Raw genomic sequence first — 18,945 nt, 5'->3', positions numbered from 1 at the left:
TGCGGAAATCTCCTAGGCGTCCAAGGTGGGTCGCCAACGGCGCAAAAGCAAGGTATTGGCGAGCACGCTCACCGAGGACAGCGCCATGGCCGCGCCGGCCAGCACCGGATTGAGCAGGCCCAGGGCCGCCAGCGGAATGCCGACGACGTTGTAGGCGAATGCCCAGAACAGGTTCTGGTGGATCTTGCGGGTGGTGCGGCGTGAAACATCCATGGCCGCGGCGACCAGCCGCGGATCCGGACGCATCAGGGTCACGCCCGCGGCGTGCATCGCCACGTCGGTGCCCGAGCCCATCGCCAGTCCCACCGATGCCGCCGCGAGCGCGGGCGCATCGTTGATGCCGTCGCCGACCATGGCCACGGTGCCGGCCTGCTGCAATTGCTGGATCACCTCGGCCTTGCCGTCGGGCAGCACGTTCGCGCGCACTTCGTCGATGCCCAGGGTCGCCGCCACCGCCCCGGCGGCGCCGGCGTTGTCACCGGAGATCATCACCGTGCGCAGCCCCATCGCATGCAGCCGCGTGATCGCGTCGGCCGCGCTTTCCCGGGGCTCGTCGCGGAATGCCAACAGGCCACGCAACCGGATCGTTGCGTCCCGCGCTTCCGCCAGCCAGGACACCGTATGCCCTGAATTGCCCAGTGAATCGGCCTGCACGGCCTGCGTGGAAACATCGACCTCCAGTTCACGCATCAGTTGCGCACTGCCCAGCCACAGCCGGCGTCCCTGCACCTCACCGGAAAGACCACGCCCCGGCAGCGCCTGCACATCGATCGCCAGCTGCGGCGCCGGGCCGGAGGCCGCGGCGGCCAGTACCGCCTTGGCGAGCGGGTGTTCGCTGCCGGCCTGCAGCGCGGCGGCCAGCGCGAGCAGATCCGAAGCGCTGCCCTCGGTGGGCAGTACTTCGGCCAGCAGCGGCCGCCCCTGCGTCAGCGTACCGGTCTTGTCGAACGCGACGATGGTGACCTTGCGGGCCGTCTCCAGCGCCTCGGCGTCCTTGAACAGGATGCCCGCGCGCGCCGCCACGCCGGTGCCGGCCATGATCGCGGTGGGCGTGGCCAGGCCCAGCGCACAGGGACAGGCGATGACCAGGACGGCAACCGCGTTGAGGATGGCCTGGTTCCAGTCGCCGGTGAATACACCCCAGGCCACCAGGGTCAGCAGGGCGATGCCGATCACCACCGGAACGAACACCGCGCTTACCCGATCCACGATCCGCTGGATGGGCGCCTTGCGGGCCTGCGCGTCCTCGACCAGGCGGATGATGCGGGCCAGCGCGCTTTCCGCGCCCACCGCCACGGTGGTGATCGCGATGTTGCCTTCCCCGTTCACCGCGCCGCCGGTCACGCGATCGCCCGGGTTCTTGGCCACCGGCAGCGACTCGCCGGTGATCATCGACTCATCGGCATGGGTGCGGCCTTCGAGCAGTTCTCCGTCCACCGGAATCTGTTCGCCCGGACGCACGAGCACCACGTCGCCCACGCGAACCTGATCGATGGGCAGTTCCACGTCGCCGTGGGCCTGGCGCACCCGCGCGGTGGCCGGACGCAATGCCTGCAACGCGCGGATGGCTTCGGTGGTCTGGCGCTTGGCGCGTGCTTCCAGCCACTTGCCCATCAGGATCAGGGTGATGATGACGGCAGATGCCTCGAAGTACAGCGGTTGCGCGGCATGCGACGAGGTGCCCGCCAGCAGGTGGTACACGCTCAGGCCGTAGCCGGCGCTGGTTCCCAGCGCGACCAGCAGATCCATGTTGCCGGTGCGCGCCTTGAGCGCTTTCCAGCCAGCCTTGTAGAAGCGCGCGCCCAGCCAGAACTGCACCGGCGTCGCCAATGCGAACTGCACCCAGCCCGGCAGCATCCAGTGTTCACCCCACAACAGGCCCAGCATCGGCAGCACCAGCGGAAGCGACAGCAGCGCGGCGAACCACAGGTGCCGGGCTTCGCGGGAAGCCGCGACCTGCGCGGCATCCGTGCCGGACCGTGCCGCGGCATGCGGCGTGGCGGCGTAGCCGGCCGCCGCCACCGCCGCTACCAGATCGGCTTCGCCCGCCTGGGAAGTGACCCGCACGCGTGCCTGTTCGGTGGCGAGATTGACGCTGGCTTCGACCACGCCCGGCACGGCGACCAGGGCGCGTTCGATGCGTGAGACACAGGACGCGCAGGTCATGCCCTGCAGCGCCAGTTCGATCTCGCGGGTGGCCATTTGATAGCCGGCGTCGCGCACGGCCGCGTCCAGCGCCTGCAACGGCAGCGGTCGCGCGGCGTGGACTTCGACGGTTTCGGTGGCAAGATTCACCGCCACGTCGGCCACGCCCGGGACCTTGCGCAGGCTGCGTTCGACGCGGCCGACACAGGACGCGCAGGTCATGCCGGATACGCCGAAACGGAACCGGTCCTGGATGGCGGCGGCGGCGTGGGACAGGGAGGAGTTCATGACGGCATCCATCGGTGGGGTTGCCGGCACGATGCGGCTTCCCACGATGGGAAGGTCAAACCACCACCATTTCCCGCCCCGGGATTGACCTTCCCACAGGGGCAAGCCCGAACGTGTGCGTGCCGGCGATGGGCCGGTCATCCTCTCCGAGGCATCATGAAACTCATTGTCGAAGGCATGACCTGTGGCCACTGCGTACGCACGGTCACTTACGCGCTGCAGGCGCTGGACGCCAATGCGTCCGTTTCCGTGGATCTTCCGGGCAAGACCGTCCTGGTCCGGGGCGACATCCGCGCGGCGGAAGCGACCCAGGCATTGGCCGCGCAAGGTTATGACGTCATCGCGACGGACGAAGCGGTCGCCGCGGCGCCGGCCGAATCCGGCAGCCAGTGCTGCGGCAGTTGCAAGGCCGCCTGACCGATCCGTCCGGACCACACCCGCGATCGCGGCGACGTGGCGTGAAAGGCGCGGGTCATAGGGATGCCCCGCGCCTTCCTGCGGTCACCAGTTGAAGCGCATGCCCAGATTGCCTTCCACCGTTTCGCGATCCAGACCTTCGTCGCCGGTATCGCTGGTGTAGTCTGCGGTGAAGTACAGGCTGAAGCGATCGCTGAACTTGGCCACTACCCCGCCGCCGAATTCCACCGCATTGGCCATCTGTCGGGTAACGACGGCATCGGTATCCATCCGCATCACGTCGCGGCCTTCGAAGCTGTGCCAGTAGTTGAGCTTCAGGTAGGGCTGCCACAGGCCGTGCGCGGTCGGGAAATCCGCGGCCAGGCGCAGGCCGACGCGTCCGGTCAGCGCACTGTCCATGTCGAACGCCACTCGGGCGAAGCGGTCGCGCTGATCGTCCAGATCCGTGCGTTGCCAGATGATTTGGGCCTGGGGTTCCAGCGACCAGCGCGAGCCTTCGCGCCAGCGCACAGGCGCGCCGATCTCCAGCGAAGCGGTCAGGCCGTCACCGTCCAGTTCGATGCCCTGGCCCCGGGTCGAACGTGCATCGCCGTCATAGCGGCTGGCCATCAGCACCGCGTCCAGATAGCCGCCGCGTTCGCCGATGCGCGTCCAGTACAGGCCCAGGTGGTCCTCGTCGAGCTTGTTCTTGCCCACGGTGAGGTTGTTCCAGCCGATGGCGAAACCGCGCACGTCGCCGTCGGCGCGGGTCCGACCGAGGAACAGGCCCAGATGGTCGCGGCGCCTGGCCTCGGTGTTCTCCCAGGCATGGATGTCCACGCCCGCCTGCACGCCGGTGATGGAACCGTCGAAAGTGGGCGAGACGGTTCCGCGCCAGCTCTGCTCGGTGTTCTGTCCGATCACCCTGCCCCAGGCGGCGCGGAAGGTGCCGTCGTTGCCCAGCAACGCCTGTTCGCCTTGGCGCTCGTGGAAGGTCCCCAGGCTGGCCAGCGAGACCTGGCGCAACAGTGGCGGCACCACCGCGTAGGTAGGCGTTTCCACGCGATACAGCGGGATCACTTCGCCTTCGGCCTCGGTGGCCCCGGGCGTAGGCGGTGTGCGGTCTCCGCCGGGCAGCGGCGCCGGATTCCGCGGCACCGGAGGTTCCGGTGGCGGAGGTGAAGGCGGCTGGACCGGCGGTGGTTCCGGCGGCGGCACCGGGGGCTCCGGCGTGGGTGCTTCCGGATCGGGATCGGGGATGTCCGGATCCCCCGGCAGTTGCGGCGGCGGCGGTGGCGGTGGCGGCGGCAATTCCGGCGGGGGTTGCGCCGGCGGCTCCGGAGGCGGAGGCGGTGGCGGCTCCGGCGGCGCGGGTTCGGTCGGATCCGGCGCGGGTGCCGGGGTGGAGTCGATGTCACTAAGCAGGGTGGAACGCAGATACCAGTTCTCGCTGCTGCCGTCGCTGGCGCCGCCCTTGAACAGGTAGTACTCGAATGCGCCGGCTGCCACGGGGCCGGTCAGCGCGAAGGCGCTGCTCGTTGACGTCGCGCCCTCGATCGACTGCACCACCATGATGCCGTCCAGCGCCGTCTGGGAACCCGGACCGCCAAAATTGATGATGTCCAGGCCGGTGCTGCCGCTGGCCTGCCCTCCCGAGAGGATCAGTCGATCGGAGGCGGAACTGTCGTCCCCCAGCACCGTCTGCAGGTGGACCACGCCATTGTTGCCGACATAGTTGCCGACGATGGTGAAGGTATCGCTGGCGTCACCGGTATTGCCGTTGGTCAGGTCGATGCGGCCTGCGTTGACGACATTGGCCAGTTGCGCCGCGTCGAACGCGCGCACCGCGGCATGGGTGCCATCGCCGGCATAGACCGTGCTGGTCGCATCGATGTTGAAAGTGCCGGTACCGCTGCCGGCGTCGCCGAGCACCAGGTCGCTGTCGAAACCCAGTTCCGTGTCGTTGAGCGCATCCACCCGTTCCCAGTTCTGGAAGCGCGAAATGCCGCCGGTGGTCACGTTCGACCAATTGAGCGCATCGTTGCCGGCGCCGCCGTCCAGCAGCGGCGTGGCGCCCAGGTGCGCCTGGTTCAGGCTGGTCAGGTTGGCGACATCATCGCCGTCGCCCAGATCGATGGCGCCATGGATCACGCCACCGCCATTCCATTCGAACACGTCGTTGCCCAGGCTCACGCGGACTTCGCCACGCACGGTGCCGCCGGTAACGGTGATGCGGTCGTCGCCGCCGCTGACGCTGATGTTGCCGCCAATGTAGCCGTCGGACAGGCGGATGGTGTCGCGGCCGAACCCGGTCACCAGGTTGCCGTCGATGGTGCCGCCGGACATGTCGAAGGTATTGTCGTCGAGCTTCATGTTGACCCGGCCGATGCGTCCGCCGGTCATCTCGGCGTAGTCGCCATCCTCGAACGCGCCGATGATGCGTCCGCCGGTCATTCGGAAGGTGTCCAGGCCATCGCCCTGGAAGAGCGCGCCGATCTCACCGCCTGTCATCACGAAGTCGTCGATGCCGCCGCCCTGCTGGACCGTGCCGGCGACGCTGCCTCCGTTGACCTCCATGCGATCCTGGCCGGCTCCCTGGTCGACCGGGCCGATCTGGCCGTCGTTCAAGATCAGGGTATCGTTGCCGTCGCCCTGGCTGGTGGTTCCGTTGATGGTGCCGCCCAGCATTTCGACCAGGTCGTCACCGCCAGCGAGAACCAGATTGCCGTTTATCGTGCCGTGGTTGATGAAATGCACCGCGCTGCTGCCGGACCCGCCAATCACGGTGCCCGTCGCCTCGATGACGCCGGTCCCGGTATTGGTGATCGTGTTCAACCCGGTCATGTTCTGTGACCAGATGGCTATCGCACTGGTCGCTCGGATGGTGCCGCTGTTCCGGATGACGTTGCCCGTACCCAGGAAGTTGACCGCCTCGGCACTGCCCTGCGTGCCCAGCGCCAGCACCTGACCGCCCGCATCGATGGTCAGGGTGCCGCCAGTGCGCATCTCGACAGTGTTGGCGCCGGCATTGAACAAGCCCGGGGCGCTGACCGCCGTGGAACTGACCACGGCATCCGTGCCCACGTGGATGCTGGCATTGTCGCGCAACGAAATCGCGTTGGCGTCGCCCACCGCGATCCGGGCACCGGCCTGCACGTCGACGGTACGGTTGTCGGCCGCGGGCACATTGCCCTCGCCCACGGTGGCAACCCATGGATTGGGCGCGGCGGTGGTGCAGACCGTGGTGGTGCCGGTGGTGACGCATTCGGCGGCGGCCAGCGCCGGCGCGAGCAGCGCCAAGCCCCCGAGCAACCGGCTGGCATGCAGCAGCCGGGCAATGTCCATCGACAACCGCTTGCGTTCGATCTGGGCCATACAGGGTGCTCCGTTCCGTGAGTCGCTCCCCCGCATGCGCGCATGGCGGGTTCGGGGAAGTTGTATGCGCGGGACTCGCATCATCTACCGCAGAGTGAGCGCGCGAGAGATTGCGCGAGTCCGGGGGGCGAATGTAGCGCACACCCGTCGGCGCCCGGAACACGGTAGCCTGTGACGAGATACGCAAATCGAAGCATCTATTCGCGGGTGGCGCGGTTCTTCCCCGTAACGCCATCGACGCGATGGCAATGCATGATCGACGCGCGAACCTCGCCATGCACATGCGCATCTGCATCGTTCGCGGCGCGGTTCGGAACCGGAGCATCGCGATGGTGCCGGATGCATGCGTGAAGACGGCCTTCACGCCGGATGCGTCGCCGTCCCTTCCCCACCACTCGACAGGTACAGCCACATGCAGGTGAACATCGATCAGGTCTGCCAGGGCATCTACGAACACATTCCCGGCGAGGACGTGGTCGGCTGCGTACGGCGTGGTGACGCCGTGCTGGCCTGGGCCATCGACGGCGCGACCACGCTGACGGAACATCCCTTCACCACCTTCCCCGACCTGACCGATGCGGGCTGGTTCGCGCGCGGCATGGGGCGATGGCTGGCCGAGCGCGGTGCGCTGGAAGCGTTCAGTCCTTCATTGCTGGAAGAAGGACTGCGAGTCCTGCGCGACGAGTACCTCCGCGCCGGTGGCGAGGCGCAGCCGCTCCACGCCTGGCCGGTCGCCGCCGCCGTCGTGGCCGAAATCAGCCCGTCCGGCCCTGCCCTGCGGATGCGGGTCCATCGCTACGAGGACTGCTTCCTGGAAATCCATTCCGCGCACGCATCGCCGCGGTCGATGGTGCCGGCGGTCCTGCCCGCGCAGAGCCACGATGAGTGGAAACCCCATTCCGGCTTCGGCTTGCCTGCCCTGGAGCGCATGTGGGAGCGCAGGCGCCAGCAACAGGCCAATACCGGAGGCACGGCGTTGACCCTGAATCCGATCAGCGCGCACAACGCGGTGATCGAGGAGCAGGTACTGACCGCACCCGTGCACGTCGTGCTGGGCAGCGACGGGCTGTCGCGGGTGTGGGATACCTACAATCTGATGAGTCGGGAACAGGCGCTGGCGCTGGTCGCCGAACAAGGATTGCCGACGCTGCTGGCCACCCTGCGCGAACACGAAGCCAGCACCCGCACCGGCGACGCGTCGCTCAAGCGCCGCGACGACGCCAGCGGTCTGCACTTGTTCCTGGGCTAGCGCGTCCTGGCGCGCGGCGACGCCGGCGAAGTGCCCTGGCTCGATTGGGTGCCGCCACGCGGGCAGACGACGCCGAACTCCGTGCCCACCGCAACATGACTGTCATGCGCGACGCCTAGCATCGCTCCTCATTTGCCGGAAGGACGGATGGCGGGGAACCGGGTGTCTGAGCGAACTGAAGCGGCGGGGAGCACGGAGGGCACCCTGGACGATGTCGAACGGACGCGCTGGTTCATGCACCACATCCTGCCGCACGAGGCGGCGCTGAGGAACTGGCTGTCCCGCCGCAGCACCTACGATGTCGAGGACATCGTGCAGGAAAGCTACGCGGTGCTGGCCGAGCGCGAGCGGGTGGACGACATCCTCAATCCCCGCGCCTATCTGTTCCAGGTGGCGCACTCGCTGGTGGTGCGCAACATCCGGCGGGCCCGGATCGTGCCGATCCACGCGGTCGAGGATCTGGGCATGCTGGATTTTGCCGACGAGGCCGCCACCCCGGAGCAGAGCGCCATCGCGCACGACGACCTGCGCCAGCTGGCGCGGGTGATCGCGAGCATGCCGGGGCAGACGCGCGAGGCGTTCGTGATGCGCCGCATCCGCGAAATCCCCCAGCGGGAGATTGCCTCCCGGATGGGACTTTCGGAGAACACGGTCGAGAAACACATCGCCCGGGGACTCCGCTGGCTGGAAGACTGGTTCGCCAGTGGCGGAAACCCACCCGCCAAAACCTCTAGTCAATTGGAGCGGGAAAGAAGGCGTGCCAGTGGAAGAGCGCGAAACCAGCCAGAACATTGACCAGACCGCCTCGGAATGGGTGGCGCGGATGGACCGTGCCCCCCTGTCGGCGGTGGAAAGCCACGAACTGAAGGATTGGCTCGCCGGCGATCCGCGCCGTCGGGGCGCCTTCATCCGTGCGCGCGCCGTATGGATGCGCAGCGAAGCCGCGCGCGCGCTCGGGCCGCACTACGACCCGGACGACTTCCAGCCCGCCGCCGTCGCGGCGTCCCGCCCCGCCCCGCCTTCGCGCCGCTGGATGCGCTGGGGCGGTGCCATGGCTGCCTCCCTGCTGCTGGTCGTGACACTGGCCGCAACCCTGCAGATGCCCACCGCCTACGCCACCGCCAAGGGCGAGATGCGCCGCGTGCCGCTGGGCGATGGCGCCACCGTCACCCTCAATACCGATACCCGCATCCGGATTTATCAGGACGATGGCCGGCGCACCATCCGCGTCCTGCGCGGCGAGGTGCTGATCGAGGGCACCACGGCGACATCGCCAACCCGGGTCGAAGTCGATGGCCGAAAACTGGATGCCACGCAGGCGACCTTCGTCGTGCGCAAGCTCGATGGCGACGCCACCCAGATCCTGGTCCAGGACGGCCGGGTAGACGTGGCCGGCGGCACGCCCGCCGAGCACGCTTCGCTGGCCGCGAACACCCGCTATGCATTCCGGCAGGGCACGCCGCAGGCCTGGCGGCTGAGTTCCCTGCGCACCGGCCAGATGGATCGCGAGCTGGCCTGGCGCGAAGGGAAGATTGCCCTGCAAGGCGAAACCCTCGGCGAAGCGGTCGCAATCTACGCGCGCTACAGCGACACGCCCATCGTCATCGCGGATCCAGCGCTGGCCCGCATGCAGGTCACCGGCCTGTTCGCGACCAACAATCCGCTGGGATTCAGCCGCGCCATCGCCGAAGTGTTCGATGCGGACGTTCGCCAGGAACGCGGACGCATCGTGGTGGCCCGCGCGCATTAAATTTTTTTGACAGGTAGCGGAAAGCGCATCCGTCGAGTCTCTCAGTTCTCAGTACCGCCACCCACGCAGATTTCCTGAGAACACACGGATCATGAATCGCTACGAGAAAGTCCTGTTGACCAGCGCCATCCTCGCCGCATTGGCCTGCACGTCCCCGGCCATGGCGCAGCAGCGCAAGTTCGAAGTGCCCGCGCAGCCCGCGGTGACGGCCATCCCGGAGCTTGCACGGCAGGCGCAACTGCAGATCATCGCGCCGGCCGGTTCGCTGGAAGGCATCCAGGCGCCGGCCATCGTGGGCGAGATGGATGCGCGCGAAGCCCTTCGCCTGTTGCTGGAAGGGACCGGACTGGAAGTGAAATCCGACGAGGGCAACATCATCCTGTTGCAGAAGGCCGACGACGCCGCGCCCGAACGTCCGCGTTCCGGGCCGCAGATCGGCACCGGCAGCCTGCGCGGCCGCGTGCTCAACACTGCCACCGGCGAATACGTGCGCAACGCCGAGATCCGGGTCGAAGGCACCACCCTTGTCACCTACTCCGAGGATGGCGGCAATTTCCGCCTGTCAGGACTGCCGGCGGGCGATGTCACCGTCACCGTCAGGTACACCGGCCTGCAGGAATCGAAAGCGGTGGCCAGCGTTGCCGCCGGCCAGGTGTCCACGCTGGATTTCGAACTCAAGGTGCCTACCTACGCCGGTGCCGGCGCCAGTGGCGGCGGCGAGGCGGTCGAGATGGACATGATCATGGTCACCGCCAAGCGCGAGGGCCAGGCCAGCGCGATCATGGAGCGCCGCGCGGCGATGAACGCGAAGAACGTAGTCGCCGCCGACAACTATGGCGCCCTGACCATGGGCGACGTCGGCGAGTTCATGAAGTCCATGCCCGGCATCTCGCTCGACTACACGGAGGTGGATGCCACCGCCGTGCGCATCGGCGGCCTGGATCCGAAATACTCGACCTTCACCATCGACGGCGCCCGCATGGCGACCGCGACCTCCAACAACAACACCGGCCGGCAGAACTCGTTCGAACAGATGTCCATCACCGGCATCGAGTCCATCGAACTGAACAACACGCTGACCGCCAGCATGGACGCCGACTCCCCGGGCGGCCAGATCAACCTGCGCAGCAAGTACGCGTTCAACCGCACCGGCCGCCAGATCGTGGCCCAGCTGGGCGGCGTCGGCACCTCCGACTCCACGCTTTCGCGCAAGTACTTTCCCGACGATCGCAAGCACTCGACCCTCTATCCCTCGGCCCAGTTCGGTTTCGGCGACGTATTCATGGAAGGTCGCCTGGGCGTGGAGTTCAATACCAGCTACAACGCCAACTACGTCCAGCAGGATCGCATCCAGACCGACTGGTCCTACCTGGCGGACGGCCGGGTCATGCCCTACCGGGTGATGTGGCGACCGGGTCCGAAGATGACCAGCCGCACCGCGGCCAACCTGAGCACCGACTACCAGCTCACCGACGAACTGGTCCTGTCCCTGCGCAGCACCTACTCGTTCTATGACGTCGAGTACTTCAACCAGTACACGTTCCTGTATTTCGGCACGCCCACGGCCTCCTATGCCACGCCGGATTCCACGCCCACCCATATCGTGGTCAATCCCAACGGCAACAACACCCGCCTGCGTACCGAGTACTCCCACCGCTATGCCGGCACGCCCACCTACACGATCGCGCCGAAGCTGGAGTTCAAGAACGATACCTTCGAAGCCACCCTGCGCAGCAGTTACTCGCGCTCAGAATTCAACTTCCGCGACAACGACGAGGGTTTCTTCCAGCGCACCGACAGCTGGCTGACCGGCATCGGCTTCACCATGGACCGGCCGACCGAGGGCTCCAACGCGTGGACGCTGGCCCAGACCGCCGGCCGTCCCTGGGGGGATCCGACCAGCTACAACCGCGATGCCGACATCGGCAACAACGTGCGCACGGCCCAGTCCGACGCGGTGAACGATCAGTACGGCGCCTACCTGGATCTGAAGAAGCACCTGACCATCCGCGACCTGCCGATCACCCTGATGGGCGGCTTCGGCAGCCGCAGCAACGACTGGCGCACCAACGAGGGGTCCTACCAGCAGTACCAGTACGTTGGTCCCAACGGCGATCTGAGCCAGCGCGATCCCGCCGCCGTGATCCCGTGGACCCAGCACTACCAGTTCGGCATCCTCGGCTTCGACGCCGGCAACATGAACCAGCAGAACTGGCGCGCCGACAACAACTACGCGGTGTACGACATCTACCGGGAACATCCCGAGTATTTCGTCGCCGACACGGTGGGCAACCTGAAGCGCCGGCTGGACAACAACAAGCGTATCCAGGAACAGGTCGACGCCGCCTACATCGAGGCCCAGACCCGGATTGGCAAGGCCCGTTTCGATTTGGGCCTGCGCTACGAGAAGACGCGCACCGCCGCGCGCGTGGCGAATGTTCGCCCGGCCAGCGAAGTGACCGAGGCCGGGTTGTCGGTCAATACCGTCGAAGGGCTGCTGTACCAGTACAACAACGGCGCCTACTCCATGCGCCGCGGCCAGTACGAGGACTGGTTCCTCAGCGGCGGCATCAAGTACGACTTCACCGACAGGCTGGTCGGCCAACTGGCCTTCAGCGAATCCATCCTGCGCCCGGACTACGGCAACCTGGGCGGCGTGGTGTCGGTCAACGAGGACACGATGGTCGTCAACGTGCCCAATCCGCTGCTCAAGCCCGAACACTCCACCAAGTACTTCGCCAGCCTGCAGTACTACCTGGAACCGTCCGGCATTGTTGGCCTGTCCTACTACAAACTGGACATGAAGGACATGCAGGTCACCGGCATCACCGTCAATCCGGAGGATGTCGGCTTCGATCCGGACGAGTATTCCGGCTACACCTTCCGCAGCGCGCAGAACCTGCCCGGCACCAGCACCAACGAAGGCCTTACCCTGGAGTACAGCCAGCAGCTCACCTTCCTGCCCGGCGCGTTTCGCGGGCTGAGCCTGTACGGCTCCTACACCAAGGTCAATCCGGACGGCGAGCGCCAGAACATGCCGGAACAGGCGGCCAACTGGGGTATCCGCTACAACTACGGCCGCTTCGATCTCCAGATCAACGGCAACCGCCAGGGCACGTACCGGGTCAGCGCGCTGAGCAACACGCCGACCACCGCCAACAACGGCATCCTCTACCACACCCCGCGCGAGCTCTGGAACATCAGCGCCAGCTACAAGCTCACCGAGAACATCGAGTTGCAGTTGGCCGGACGCAACATCTTCAACGAGCCCGACATCATCTATTCCAACGTGCCCGGCCGGGTCCAGCAGTACACCGTCTACGGCTCGATGTGGAATTTCGGCATCAAGGCCAGGTTCTGAGGCCGCGCGAGGCCGGCGACCGCTCCCTTCCCGCGACGTGCACGGATCCGGTCCGGCGTCGCGGGCCCTCTCCGCACCGGTGGCTCGGCGCGGATTCCGCCTCGACGGACGTGTTCATGCACCCTCCCCGTTCCTTGCCTACCTGCATGCGCCGTGATGGCCATCGACTCCCGCACCGGATCCGATGGTTCGCCGGCCTCTGCCTGATATCCATCGTGTCCGGCGTGTCCATCCCGGCGTGGGCCGGCACCGCGAATCCCGTGCCCGCGCCGCGGCTGCCGTCAACGCAGAACGGCGGCACGTGGGCTTCCGGACATGTCCAGGGCATCGCGGTGGACCTAGAACGTGGCCATGTCTATTACTCGTTCACCGATCTGCTGGCGAAGTACGACTTCAGCGGCAGGCTGATTGGCACGCTGGTGGGCTGGAGCGGCCATCTGGGCGATCTCGACTTCTATCCGGACGACGGCAAGCTCTACGGTTCGCTCGAGTACAAGGCTGACCAGGCGTTCTATATCGCCGTCATCGATGTGGACCGCATCGACCGCGTCGGCGTCTCAGCCGACGGCACGGATATCCTGCGTACCGTCTACCTGCCGGAGGTGGCCGCGGACTACACCGCCGACCTGGACGGCAATGGCCGCTTCGACGGCAATGTCACGGCCACGCCCGATCACCGCTACGGCTGTTCCGGCATCGACGGCGTCGGCTTTGGTCCGGCCTTCGGCCGGGTGGACGGATCGCGCCTGCTCACGGTCGCCTACGGCATCTACGGCAACACCGCCCGCGAAGACAACGATCACCAGGTGCTGCTGCAATACGACATCCAGGGATGGGACGCGCTTGCCCGCCCACTGGATGAAGCCGCGCCACACCACAGCGGTCCGCGTGCACCGCACGGCAAATACTTCGTCCGTACGGGCAACACCACCTATGGCGTGCAAACCCTGGCCTACGACGGCGCATCGCAACGCTGGTTCATGGGCGTGTATCCCGGCAAGAAGCCTTCCTTCCCCAACTACGGATTGTTCGCGATCGACGCGCGCGCCGCGCCACGCCTGGACGATCTGGTGGGTGTTCCCGCTCGCGACGGGGATGGCTGGGAACGGGGCCCTCTGCTTGCACTGGCCGATGAGGGATTGAACGACGAGGCCAGCGGCGTGCGCGGCTGGCATCAGAAAGCCGACGTCGGCTTCCAGCCGGTCGGCCGGGGCCTGTTCTATCTGGCGATCAATTCAGGCGCCAAGGGCGCGCAGACCGCTGAAATCAACCTGACACGGTGGACGGGGAACGTGGACGCGCCCTTCACCCGGGTCGATACGGAGAAACAACCTTGAGCGTGAACATCGAACGTCGTCGCCTGATCGTCGGCGGCACCCTGGGCCTGGGCATGCTGGCGCTGCCGGGCGGCCGCGGCCTGGCGATGGAACTGCTGGGCGCGCGGGGATTCACCCACAGCGTCGCCAGCGGCGAACCCGGACCGGACAGCATGCTGCTGTGGACCCGCTACGTGCCGGCCGGCGGCGCGGACGAAGCGCGGTTGGTCGCGGAAGTGGCGCTGGATCGCGAATTCACCCGGGTGGTCTCGGGCGGCCAGTCCAGCACCGGCGCCCATCGCGACTGGACTGTCAAGCAGACCGTGGACGGACTGCGGCCCGGCACGACGTACTGGTATCGCTTCATCGCGCCGGACGGCACCCAATCGCCGGTCGGCCGCACCCGCACCCTGCCGGAAGGCGAGGTCGAAAGGTTCGGACTGGGCCTGTTCTCCTGCTCCAACCTGCCGATGGGCTGGTTCAACGCCTATGCGCACGCGGCGGCGAGCGACGATCTCGACTTGTGGCTGCACGTGGGCGATTACATCTACGAGTACGGTATCGGTTCCTACAAGGAAAAGGATCGCATCGCCGTGCGCGAGGTCCTGCCCGCGCACGACCACGAGATGATCAGCCTGGCCGACTACCGGCTGCGCTTCGCCTGCTACCGGGCGGATCCGGATTTGCGGCAACTGCACCGCATGGCGCCAATGCTGGCGCTGTGGGACGACCATGAAATCACCAACGACAGTTGGGAAGGCGGCGCGCAGAATCACCAGCCGGCCGCCGAGGGCGACTGGAACACCCGGCGCATGGCGGCGATGCAGGCCTATCGCGAGTGGATGCCGATATCGGAAGAACCGTGGAAGGCCTATCCGATCGGCTCCCTCGCGACCCTGTACCGCACCGAATCACGGGTGCTGGCGCGCACGCGGCCACCGGCGGCGGAACTGGCCGAGGCGCACCAGTCAGCGGATCCGGACGCGGCGCTGCGGCGTTTTCGTGACGGTGCCTGGCAGGATCCGGCGGCGACCATGCTCGGTTCGGATCAGGAACACTGGCTGTCGCGCGAATTCGCCCGCAACGCCGCCAGTTCCACCTGGCAAATGGTGGGCATGGGCACGATCCTCGGCCGCACCCTGATGCCGGAGCAGATGCCGGGCTGGCTCCGGCCCGAGGCCGGCGAGCGCGTGGCCGACAAGTTCCGCCGCGACGTGCGCGCGTCGCGCCAGGGTGTGCCGATGTGGATGGACCGCTGGGACGGCTATCCGGCTGCGCGCTCGCGCCTGCTGCGCGCAGCCCAGCAGGCGGACGCGGATCTGGTGATGCTGTCCGGCGACAGCCACAACGCCTGGGCGTACTCGCTGGTCGAGGACGGCCGCCCCGCCGGCACCGAGTTCGCCGGCCACAGCGTGAGCTCGCACGGCATGGAGGGAAACATGGCCGTGGACCCGAAACAGGTCGCCGCCGCCTTCGTCGCCACCAATCCGGAACTGGCCTGGGCCGACACCAGCCAGCGCGGCTACATGCGCCTGGACATCACTCCGCAGCAGGTCACCGGCGAATGGCGGTTCCTGCGCACGGTGAAGGAACGCAGCCTGGCGCTGGCCGGCACCCATCGGCTGTCGGTGGAACGCGGCCGGCGCGGCTTCAAGGCATGAACCTGGCGCCGGCGATCAGCCGGCGCGCGGTCAGCCCGCGTGCAGTCAACCCGCGCGCCCCAGCGCACCGCGCAGGTCGGCGGCGAAGCGCCGGGCCTGTTCCGGCGTCAGCGTCGATATCGTCACACGCAGGCCGCGCGCCGGCCCGCCGACCCCGAAGGCTTCACCCGCCCGCACCAGCCAGCCGTGGCGGGCGAGATCGCCGGCGATTCGGCCGCCATCCGTGGCCAGCGGCAACCAGAGATTGAGGCCGTCCGCCGCCGGGGTCGCGATGTTCTCGCCGCGCAGCGCTTCGGCCAGCTGTTGCCTGCGGCGCGCATAGTCCTCCCGCGCCCCCTTGATCTGCCGGTTGCGCGAATCCAGCAGGCAGGCCTGCGCGATGTCCTGCAGGATGTGGCTGACCCAACTGGTACCGCCCGCCAGGCGCAGGCGCAGGCGATTCGAGGTCCGCGCATCGGATGCCACGAACGCCAGCCGCAGATCCGGCCCCAGCGCCTTGGACAGCGAACGCACCAGCGCCCAGCGCTGCGCGTTCTTCGGAATCACGTCGTGGTACGGCGCCTTGGCCAGCAGCGCGAAATGGTCATCCACGATCACCAGCACATGTGGATGGCGCACAAGCACCGCGCGCAGCGCCTTCGCGCGGCTGGCGCCCAGGCTGCAACCAGTGGGGTTGTGCGCGCGCGGCGTGATGATCACCGCCTGTGCGCCCTGCTCCAACGCGGCTTCGAGCGCGTCCGCGCGCATGCCCTGGCCATCGATGGGCACACCGATGGCTTCGAAGCCGGCGGTGCGCAGGGTGTTGATGCTGCTGAGGAAGCACGGATCCTCCACCGCCACCCGATCGCCCGGCGCGAGATAGGCGGCGAGCAGGCGCTCGACCGCGTCGACCGCGCCGTGGGTCAGGTCGATGGCCGGCCCGGCCGGGCAATCGGGCGACAACCATGCGCGGCCATAGGCCTCCAGCTCGGGATTCATCAACGGCGCGCCATAAAGCCGCGGCGGTCGCCGTTGCGAGGCCAGCGCGGCGGCGGGATCGGGCAGCCAGTCCGGATTCGGATTGCCGCCGGCCAGATCGATCAATGGCGTGGCATGCGGTGTGCCCTCCTGCTCGCCCAGCACCTCGTCGCCGCGGATCACCGTGCCCAGCCTGCCCTGGGTGGCGGCGATACCCGCCGCGACCAGGCGCTTGTAGGCGGCGGCGACGGTGTTGCGGTTGACCTCCAGGTTGAGCGCCAGTTCCCGCACCGGCGGCAGCGAATCGCCCGGTCGCAATTGCCCGCTCCGCACCAGCAGGCGGATGCGCTCGAAGATCTCGGCGGCGGTGTTTCCGGTGATTTTCATATTGTCCTATGACAATATAGAATCTGGCCTGTGTCAACGGCGCCCGTACCAACCGCGCGCTCCACGCAAAGGAAACCATCCCGGTGAACACCTCCTCCCCCGCTCCCGTTCCGTCCACTTCCACCTCGCATTCGCGGCACGGTCGCTATCCGCGCGCCGAGAGCGTCGAGGACTTCCGCCACAACCTCGCCGCAGTCGATGCACGCATGCGGGAGGCCTGCGCGCGCGTCGGCCGCGATCCCGCCGGCGTGCGCCTGCTGCCGGTCAGCAAGACCATCGACGAACCGCACATCCGTCTGGCCCACGCCGCCGGCTGCCGCCTGCTGGGAGAAAACAAGGTGCAGGAAGCGCATCGCAAGTGGGAGGCGATGGCCGACCTCACGGACCTGCGCTGGTCGGTCATCGGCCACCTGCAGACCAACAAGGCCAAGCTGGTGGCGCGGTTCGCCGCCGAGTTCCAGGCGCTGGACAGCCTGCGCGTGGCCGAGGCACTGGACCGGCGCCTGCAACTGGAAGGACGCGGGCTGGACGTGTTCGTGCAGGTCAATACCTCGGGCGAGGCCAGCAAGTACGGCCTGCCGGAGGAGGAGGTCGCCGCCTTCTTGCGCGAACTGCCCGCCTTCTCCGCCCTGCGGGTACGCGGCCTGATGACCCTGGCGGTGTTCTCCGAGGATGCCGAGCGGGTGCGCCGCTGTTTCGTGCAGCTGCGGGAACTGCGCGATCGCCTGCGCGATCAGGCGCCGGCCGGCATCGAACTGCATGAATTGTCGATGGGCATGTCCGGCGATTACGAGATCGCGATCGAGGAAGGCGCCACCGTCGTGCGGGTCGGCCAAGCCATCTTCGGCGCCCGCGCCCTGCCCGACAGCCACTTCTGGCCCGGCGAAGGCAGCGCGGCATGAGCCTGCGCGACGACGGCGGCGCCGGACTGACGGAGCGGCTGGCGACGGTGACCCACCAGGTGGACGCCGCGTCGCTGCCATTGCGGCTGGACGTGGTGTCCGTGCAGTCACAGGTCGTCTATGGCCGGGTCGGCAACGCCGTCGCCGTGCCGGCCTTGGAGGCGCACGGATTGAGCGTGGCTGCGGTGCCCACGGTGCTGCTGAGCAACACGCCGCACTATCCCAGCCTGCATGGCGGCGTCATCCCGCTGCCGTGGTTCGAAGGCTATCTGTCGGACCTGCGCGCGCGCGGCGCGCTGCGGCAACTACGCGCGGTGGTGATCGGCTACCTCGGCGAGCCCGCGCAGGCCGCGGCGCTGGCGGTTTGGATCGCCCGGCTTCGCGTGGAACTGCCGGAGCTGCAACTGTTTGTCGACCCGGTGATCGGCGATCACGACAGCGGCATCTATGTCGACCCCAACATGATCGACGCATATCGGCGCCATCTGCTGCCCCTCGCCGATGGCATCACCCCGAACGGATTCGAACTCGCGCAACTGGTGCCGGATCATGGCCGCGCCCCCGAAAGCGTGTTCGCCGCAGCGCGCCGCCTGTTGACCGGCCGCACCCGCTGGGTGGTCGTCACCAGCGCGGCGCCGGAGGCATGGGAAGCCGGATGCATGTGGGTGGCGGTCGTCACCCGCGACACCACCCGCGTGATCCGGCATCCGCGCCTGTCCGCCGACACCAAGGGCACCGGCGATCTGTTCAGTGCGGAACTCGCCGCGCGCCTGCTGGCGGGAATTCCGTTGGACGAAGCGGTCGCGCAGGCATGCGAACGCATCGTCGCGGCGCTTCGCCACACCCTGCTCCATCGCAGCGGCGAGCTGCTGCTGCCCGCCTCCTCCCTTTCTCCCTGAGATCACCATGTCTAGCTATCGCCTTCTCGTCCAGCAGCAGGACCGCCACCTGGGTCATTTCGATGCCGAGGGCGCCGAAGCGCTGCAGGCGATTCACCGCATCGCCGCGCTGCTGCGCCCCGAGGACGGTTTCCAGTTGGAGTTGCTGGTGGCGCATGACGAGCGCCGCCTGCTGGAAAGCGGGCCCGAAGGGCTGCGGGTATTGAGCCGGGAGCCGCTGTTCCAACCGGCCTCGCTGTGAGCGCGCCGACGAACGGTC

13 protein-coding genes are annotated in these 18,945 nt (G+C 67.7%); 10 read left to right on the top strand and 3 right to left on the bottom strand.

Going from position 1 to position 18,945, the window contains the following annotated elements:
- Window positions 1-12 precede the first annotated feature (12 nt).
- A complete protein-coding gene (locus FHW78_RS00180) occupies window positions 13-2,433 on the bottom strand; it encodes a heavy metal translocating P-type ATPase (RefSeq protein WP_183636237.1) in 2,421 nt (806 codons plus the stop codon).
- Window positions 2,434-2,589: 156 nt separating this feature from the next.
- Here FHW78_RS00180 and FHW78_RS00175 point away from each other — a divergent pair, with 156 nt between their 5' ends.
- Window positions 2,590-2,850, top strand: a complete 261-nt coding sequence (locus FHW78_RS00175) for a heavy-metal-associated domain-containing protein (RefSeq protein ID WP_183636234.1) — start codon at window positions 2,590-2,592, stop codon at window positions 2,848-2,850.
- A gap of 84 nt (window positions 2,851-2,934) precedes the next feature.
- Here the strand turns inward: FHW78_RS00175 and FHW78_RS00170 are convergent, their stop codons facing one another.
- Window positions 2,935-6,204, bottom strand: coding sequence for an autotransporter outer membrane beta-barrel domain-containing protein (locus FHW78_RS00170; RefSeq protein WP_183636231.1), 3,270 nt, complete (start codon window positions 6,202-6,204; stop codon window positions 2,935-2,937).
- Between the two features lie 412 nt (window positions 6,205-6,616).
- Between FHW78_RS00170 and FHW78_RS00165 the strand changes: the two genes are divergently transcribed.
- From FHW78_RS00165 to FHW78_RS00140, 6 genes are all read left to right on the top strand, one after another.
- Window positions 6,617-7,453, top strand: a complete 837-nt coding sequence (locus FHW78_RS00165; protein WP_183636229.1) for a hypothetical protein — start codon at window positions 6,617-6,619, stop codon at window positions 7,451-7,453.
- A 147-nt stretch (window positions 7,454-7,600) separates the two neighbouring features.
- A complete protein-coding gene (locus FHW78_RS00160) occupies window positions 7,601-8,248 on the top strand; it encodes a sigma-70 family RNA polymerase sigma factor (RefSeq protein ID WP_183636227.1) in 648 nt (215 codons plus the stop codon).
- Window positions 8,211-9,203, top strand: coding sequence for a FecR domain-containing protein (locus FHW78_RS00155; protein WP_203323022.1), 993 nt, complete (start codon window positions 8,211-8,213; stop codon window positions 9,201-9,203). Before FHW78_RS00160 ends, FHW78_RS00155 begins: the two co-directional genes overlap by 38 nt.
- Before the next feature lie 91 nt (window positions 9,204-9,294).
- On the top strand, window positions 9,295-12,564 hold the full coding sequence (locus FHW78_RS00150; RefSeq protein WP_183636225.1) for an outer membrane beta-barrel protein: 3,270 nt from the start codon (window positions 9,295-9,297) through the stop codon (window positions 12,562-12,564).
- 215 nt (window positions 12,565-12,779) lie between these two features.
- The gene (locus tag FHW78_RS00145) at window positions 12,780-13,901 is read left to right on the top strand and encodes a hypothetical protein (RefSeq protein ID WP_218533700.1); all 1,122 of its coding nucleotides are present in this window, start codon (window positions 12,780-12,782) and stop codon (window positions 13,899-13,901) included.
- 2 nt (window positions 13,902-13,903) lie between these two features.
- The gene (locus tag FHW78_RS00140) at window positions 13,904-15,541 is read left to right on the top strand and encodes an alkaline phosphatase D family protein (RefSeq protein WP_343205564.1); all 1,638 of its coding nucleotides are present in this window, start codon (window positions 13,904-13,906) and stop codon (window positions 15,539-15,541) included.
- A gap of 45 nt (window positions 15,542-15,586) precedes the next feature.
- Here the strand turns inward: FHW78_RS00140 and ptsJ are convergent, their stop codons facing one another.
- A complete protein-coding gene (gene ptsJ / locus FHW78_RS00135; RefSeq protein WP_183636221.1) occupies window positions 15,587-16,885 on the bottom strand; it encodes a transcriptional regulator PtsJ in 1,299 nt (432 codons plus the stop codon).
- Between the two features lie 83 nt (window positions 16,886-16,968).
- Here ptsJ and FHW78_RS00130 point away from each other — a divergent pair, with 83 nt between their 5' ends.
- The 3 genes from FHW78_RS00130 to FHW78_RS00120 are packed head-to-tail and all read left to right on the top strand — an operon-like array spanning window position 16,969 to window position 18,927.
- The gene (locus FHW78_RS00130; protein ID WP_183636220.1) at window positions 16,969-17,787 is read left to right on the top strand and encodes a YggS family pyridoxal phosphate-dependent enzyme; all 819 of its coding nucleotides are present in this window, start codon (window positions 16,969-16,971) and stop codon (window positions 17,785-17,787) included.
- The gene (pdxK, locus tag FHW78_RS00125; RefSeq protein WP_183636218.1) at window positions 17,784-18,686 is read left to right on the top strand and encodes a pyridoxine/pyridoxal/pyridoxamine kinase; all 903 of its coding nucleotides are present in this window, start codon (window positions 17,784-17,786) and stop codon (window positions 18,684-18,686) included. Before FHW78_RS00130 ends, pdxK begins: the two co-directional genes overlap by 4 nt.
- 7 nt (window positions 18,687-18,693) lie before the next feature.
- Window positions 18,694-18,927 (top strand): cytoplasmic protein, encoded by a 234-nt coding sequence (locus FHW78_RS00120; protein WP_183636216.1) that lies wholly within the window; start codon window positions 18,694-18,696, stop codon window positions 18,925-18,927.
- Window positions 18,928-18,945 lie beyond the last annotated feature (18 nt).

Source organism: Pseudoxanthomonas sp. OG2, from assembly GCF_014192765.1.
GTDB lineage: Bacteria > Pseudomonadota > Gammaproteobacteria > Xanthomonadales > Xanthomonadaceae > Pseudoxanthomonas_A > Pseudoxanthomonas_A beigongshangi.
The sequence above is the reverse complement of the archived record's forward strand: the minus strand, read 5'-3'. Positions and strand labels throughout refer to the sequence as shown.

What these genes read in the sequence shown, in the direction of transcription:
- FHW78_RS00180 (WP_183636237.1), bottom strand. Translation starts at nt 2,433, where the DNA reads ATGAACTCCTCCCTGTCCCACGCCGCCGCCGCCATCCAGGACCGGTTC.
- FHW78_RS00175 (WP_183636234.1), top strand. Translation starts at nt 2,590, where the DNA reads ATGAAACTCATTGTCGAAGGCATGACCTGTGGCCACTGCGTACGCACG.
- FHW78_RS00170 (WP_183636231.1), bottom strand. Translation starts at nt 6,204, where the DNA reads ATGGCCCAGATCGAACGCAAGCGGTTGTCGATGGACATTGCCCGGCTG.
- FHW78_RS00165 (WP_183636229.1), top strand. Translation starts at nt 6,617, where the DNA reads ATGCAGGTGAACATCGATCAGGTCTGCCAGGGCATCTACGAACACATT.
- FHW78_RS00160 (WP_183636227.1), top strand. Translation starts at nt 7,601, where the DNA reads ATGGCGGGGAACCGGGTGTCTGAGCGAACTGAAGCGGCGGGGAGCACG.
- FHW78_RS00150 (WP_183636225.1), top strand. Translation starts at nt 9,295, where the DNA reads ATGAATCGCTACGAGAAAGTCCTGTTGACCAGCGCCATCCTCGCCGCA.
- ptsJ (WP_183636221.1), bottom strand. Translation starts at nt 16,885, where the DNA reads ATGAAAATCACCGGAAACACCGCCGCCGAGATCTTCGAGCGCATCCGC.
- pdxK (WP_183636218.1), top strand. Translation starts at nt 17,784, where the DNA reads ATGAGCCTGCGCGACGACGGCGGCGCCGGACTGACGGAGCGGCTGGCG.
- FHW78_RS00120 (WP_183636216.1), top strand. Translation starts at nt 18,694, where the DNA reads ATGTCTAGCTATCGCCTTCTCGTCCAGCAGCAGGACCGCCACCTGGGT.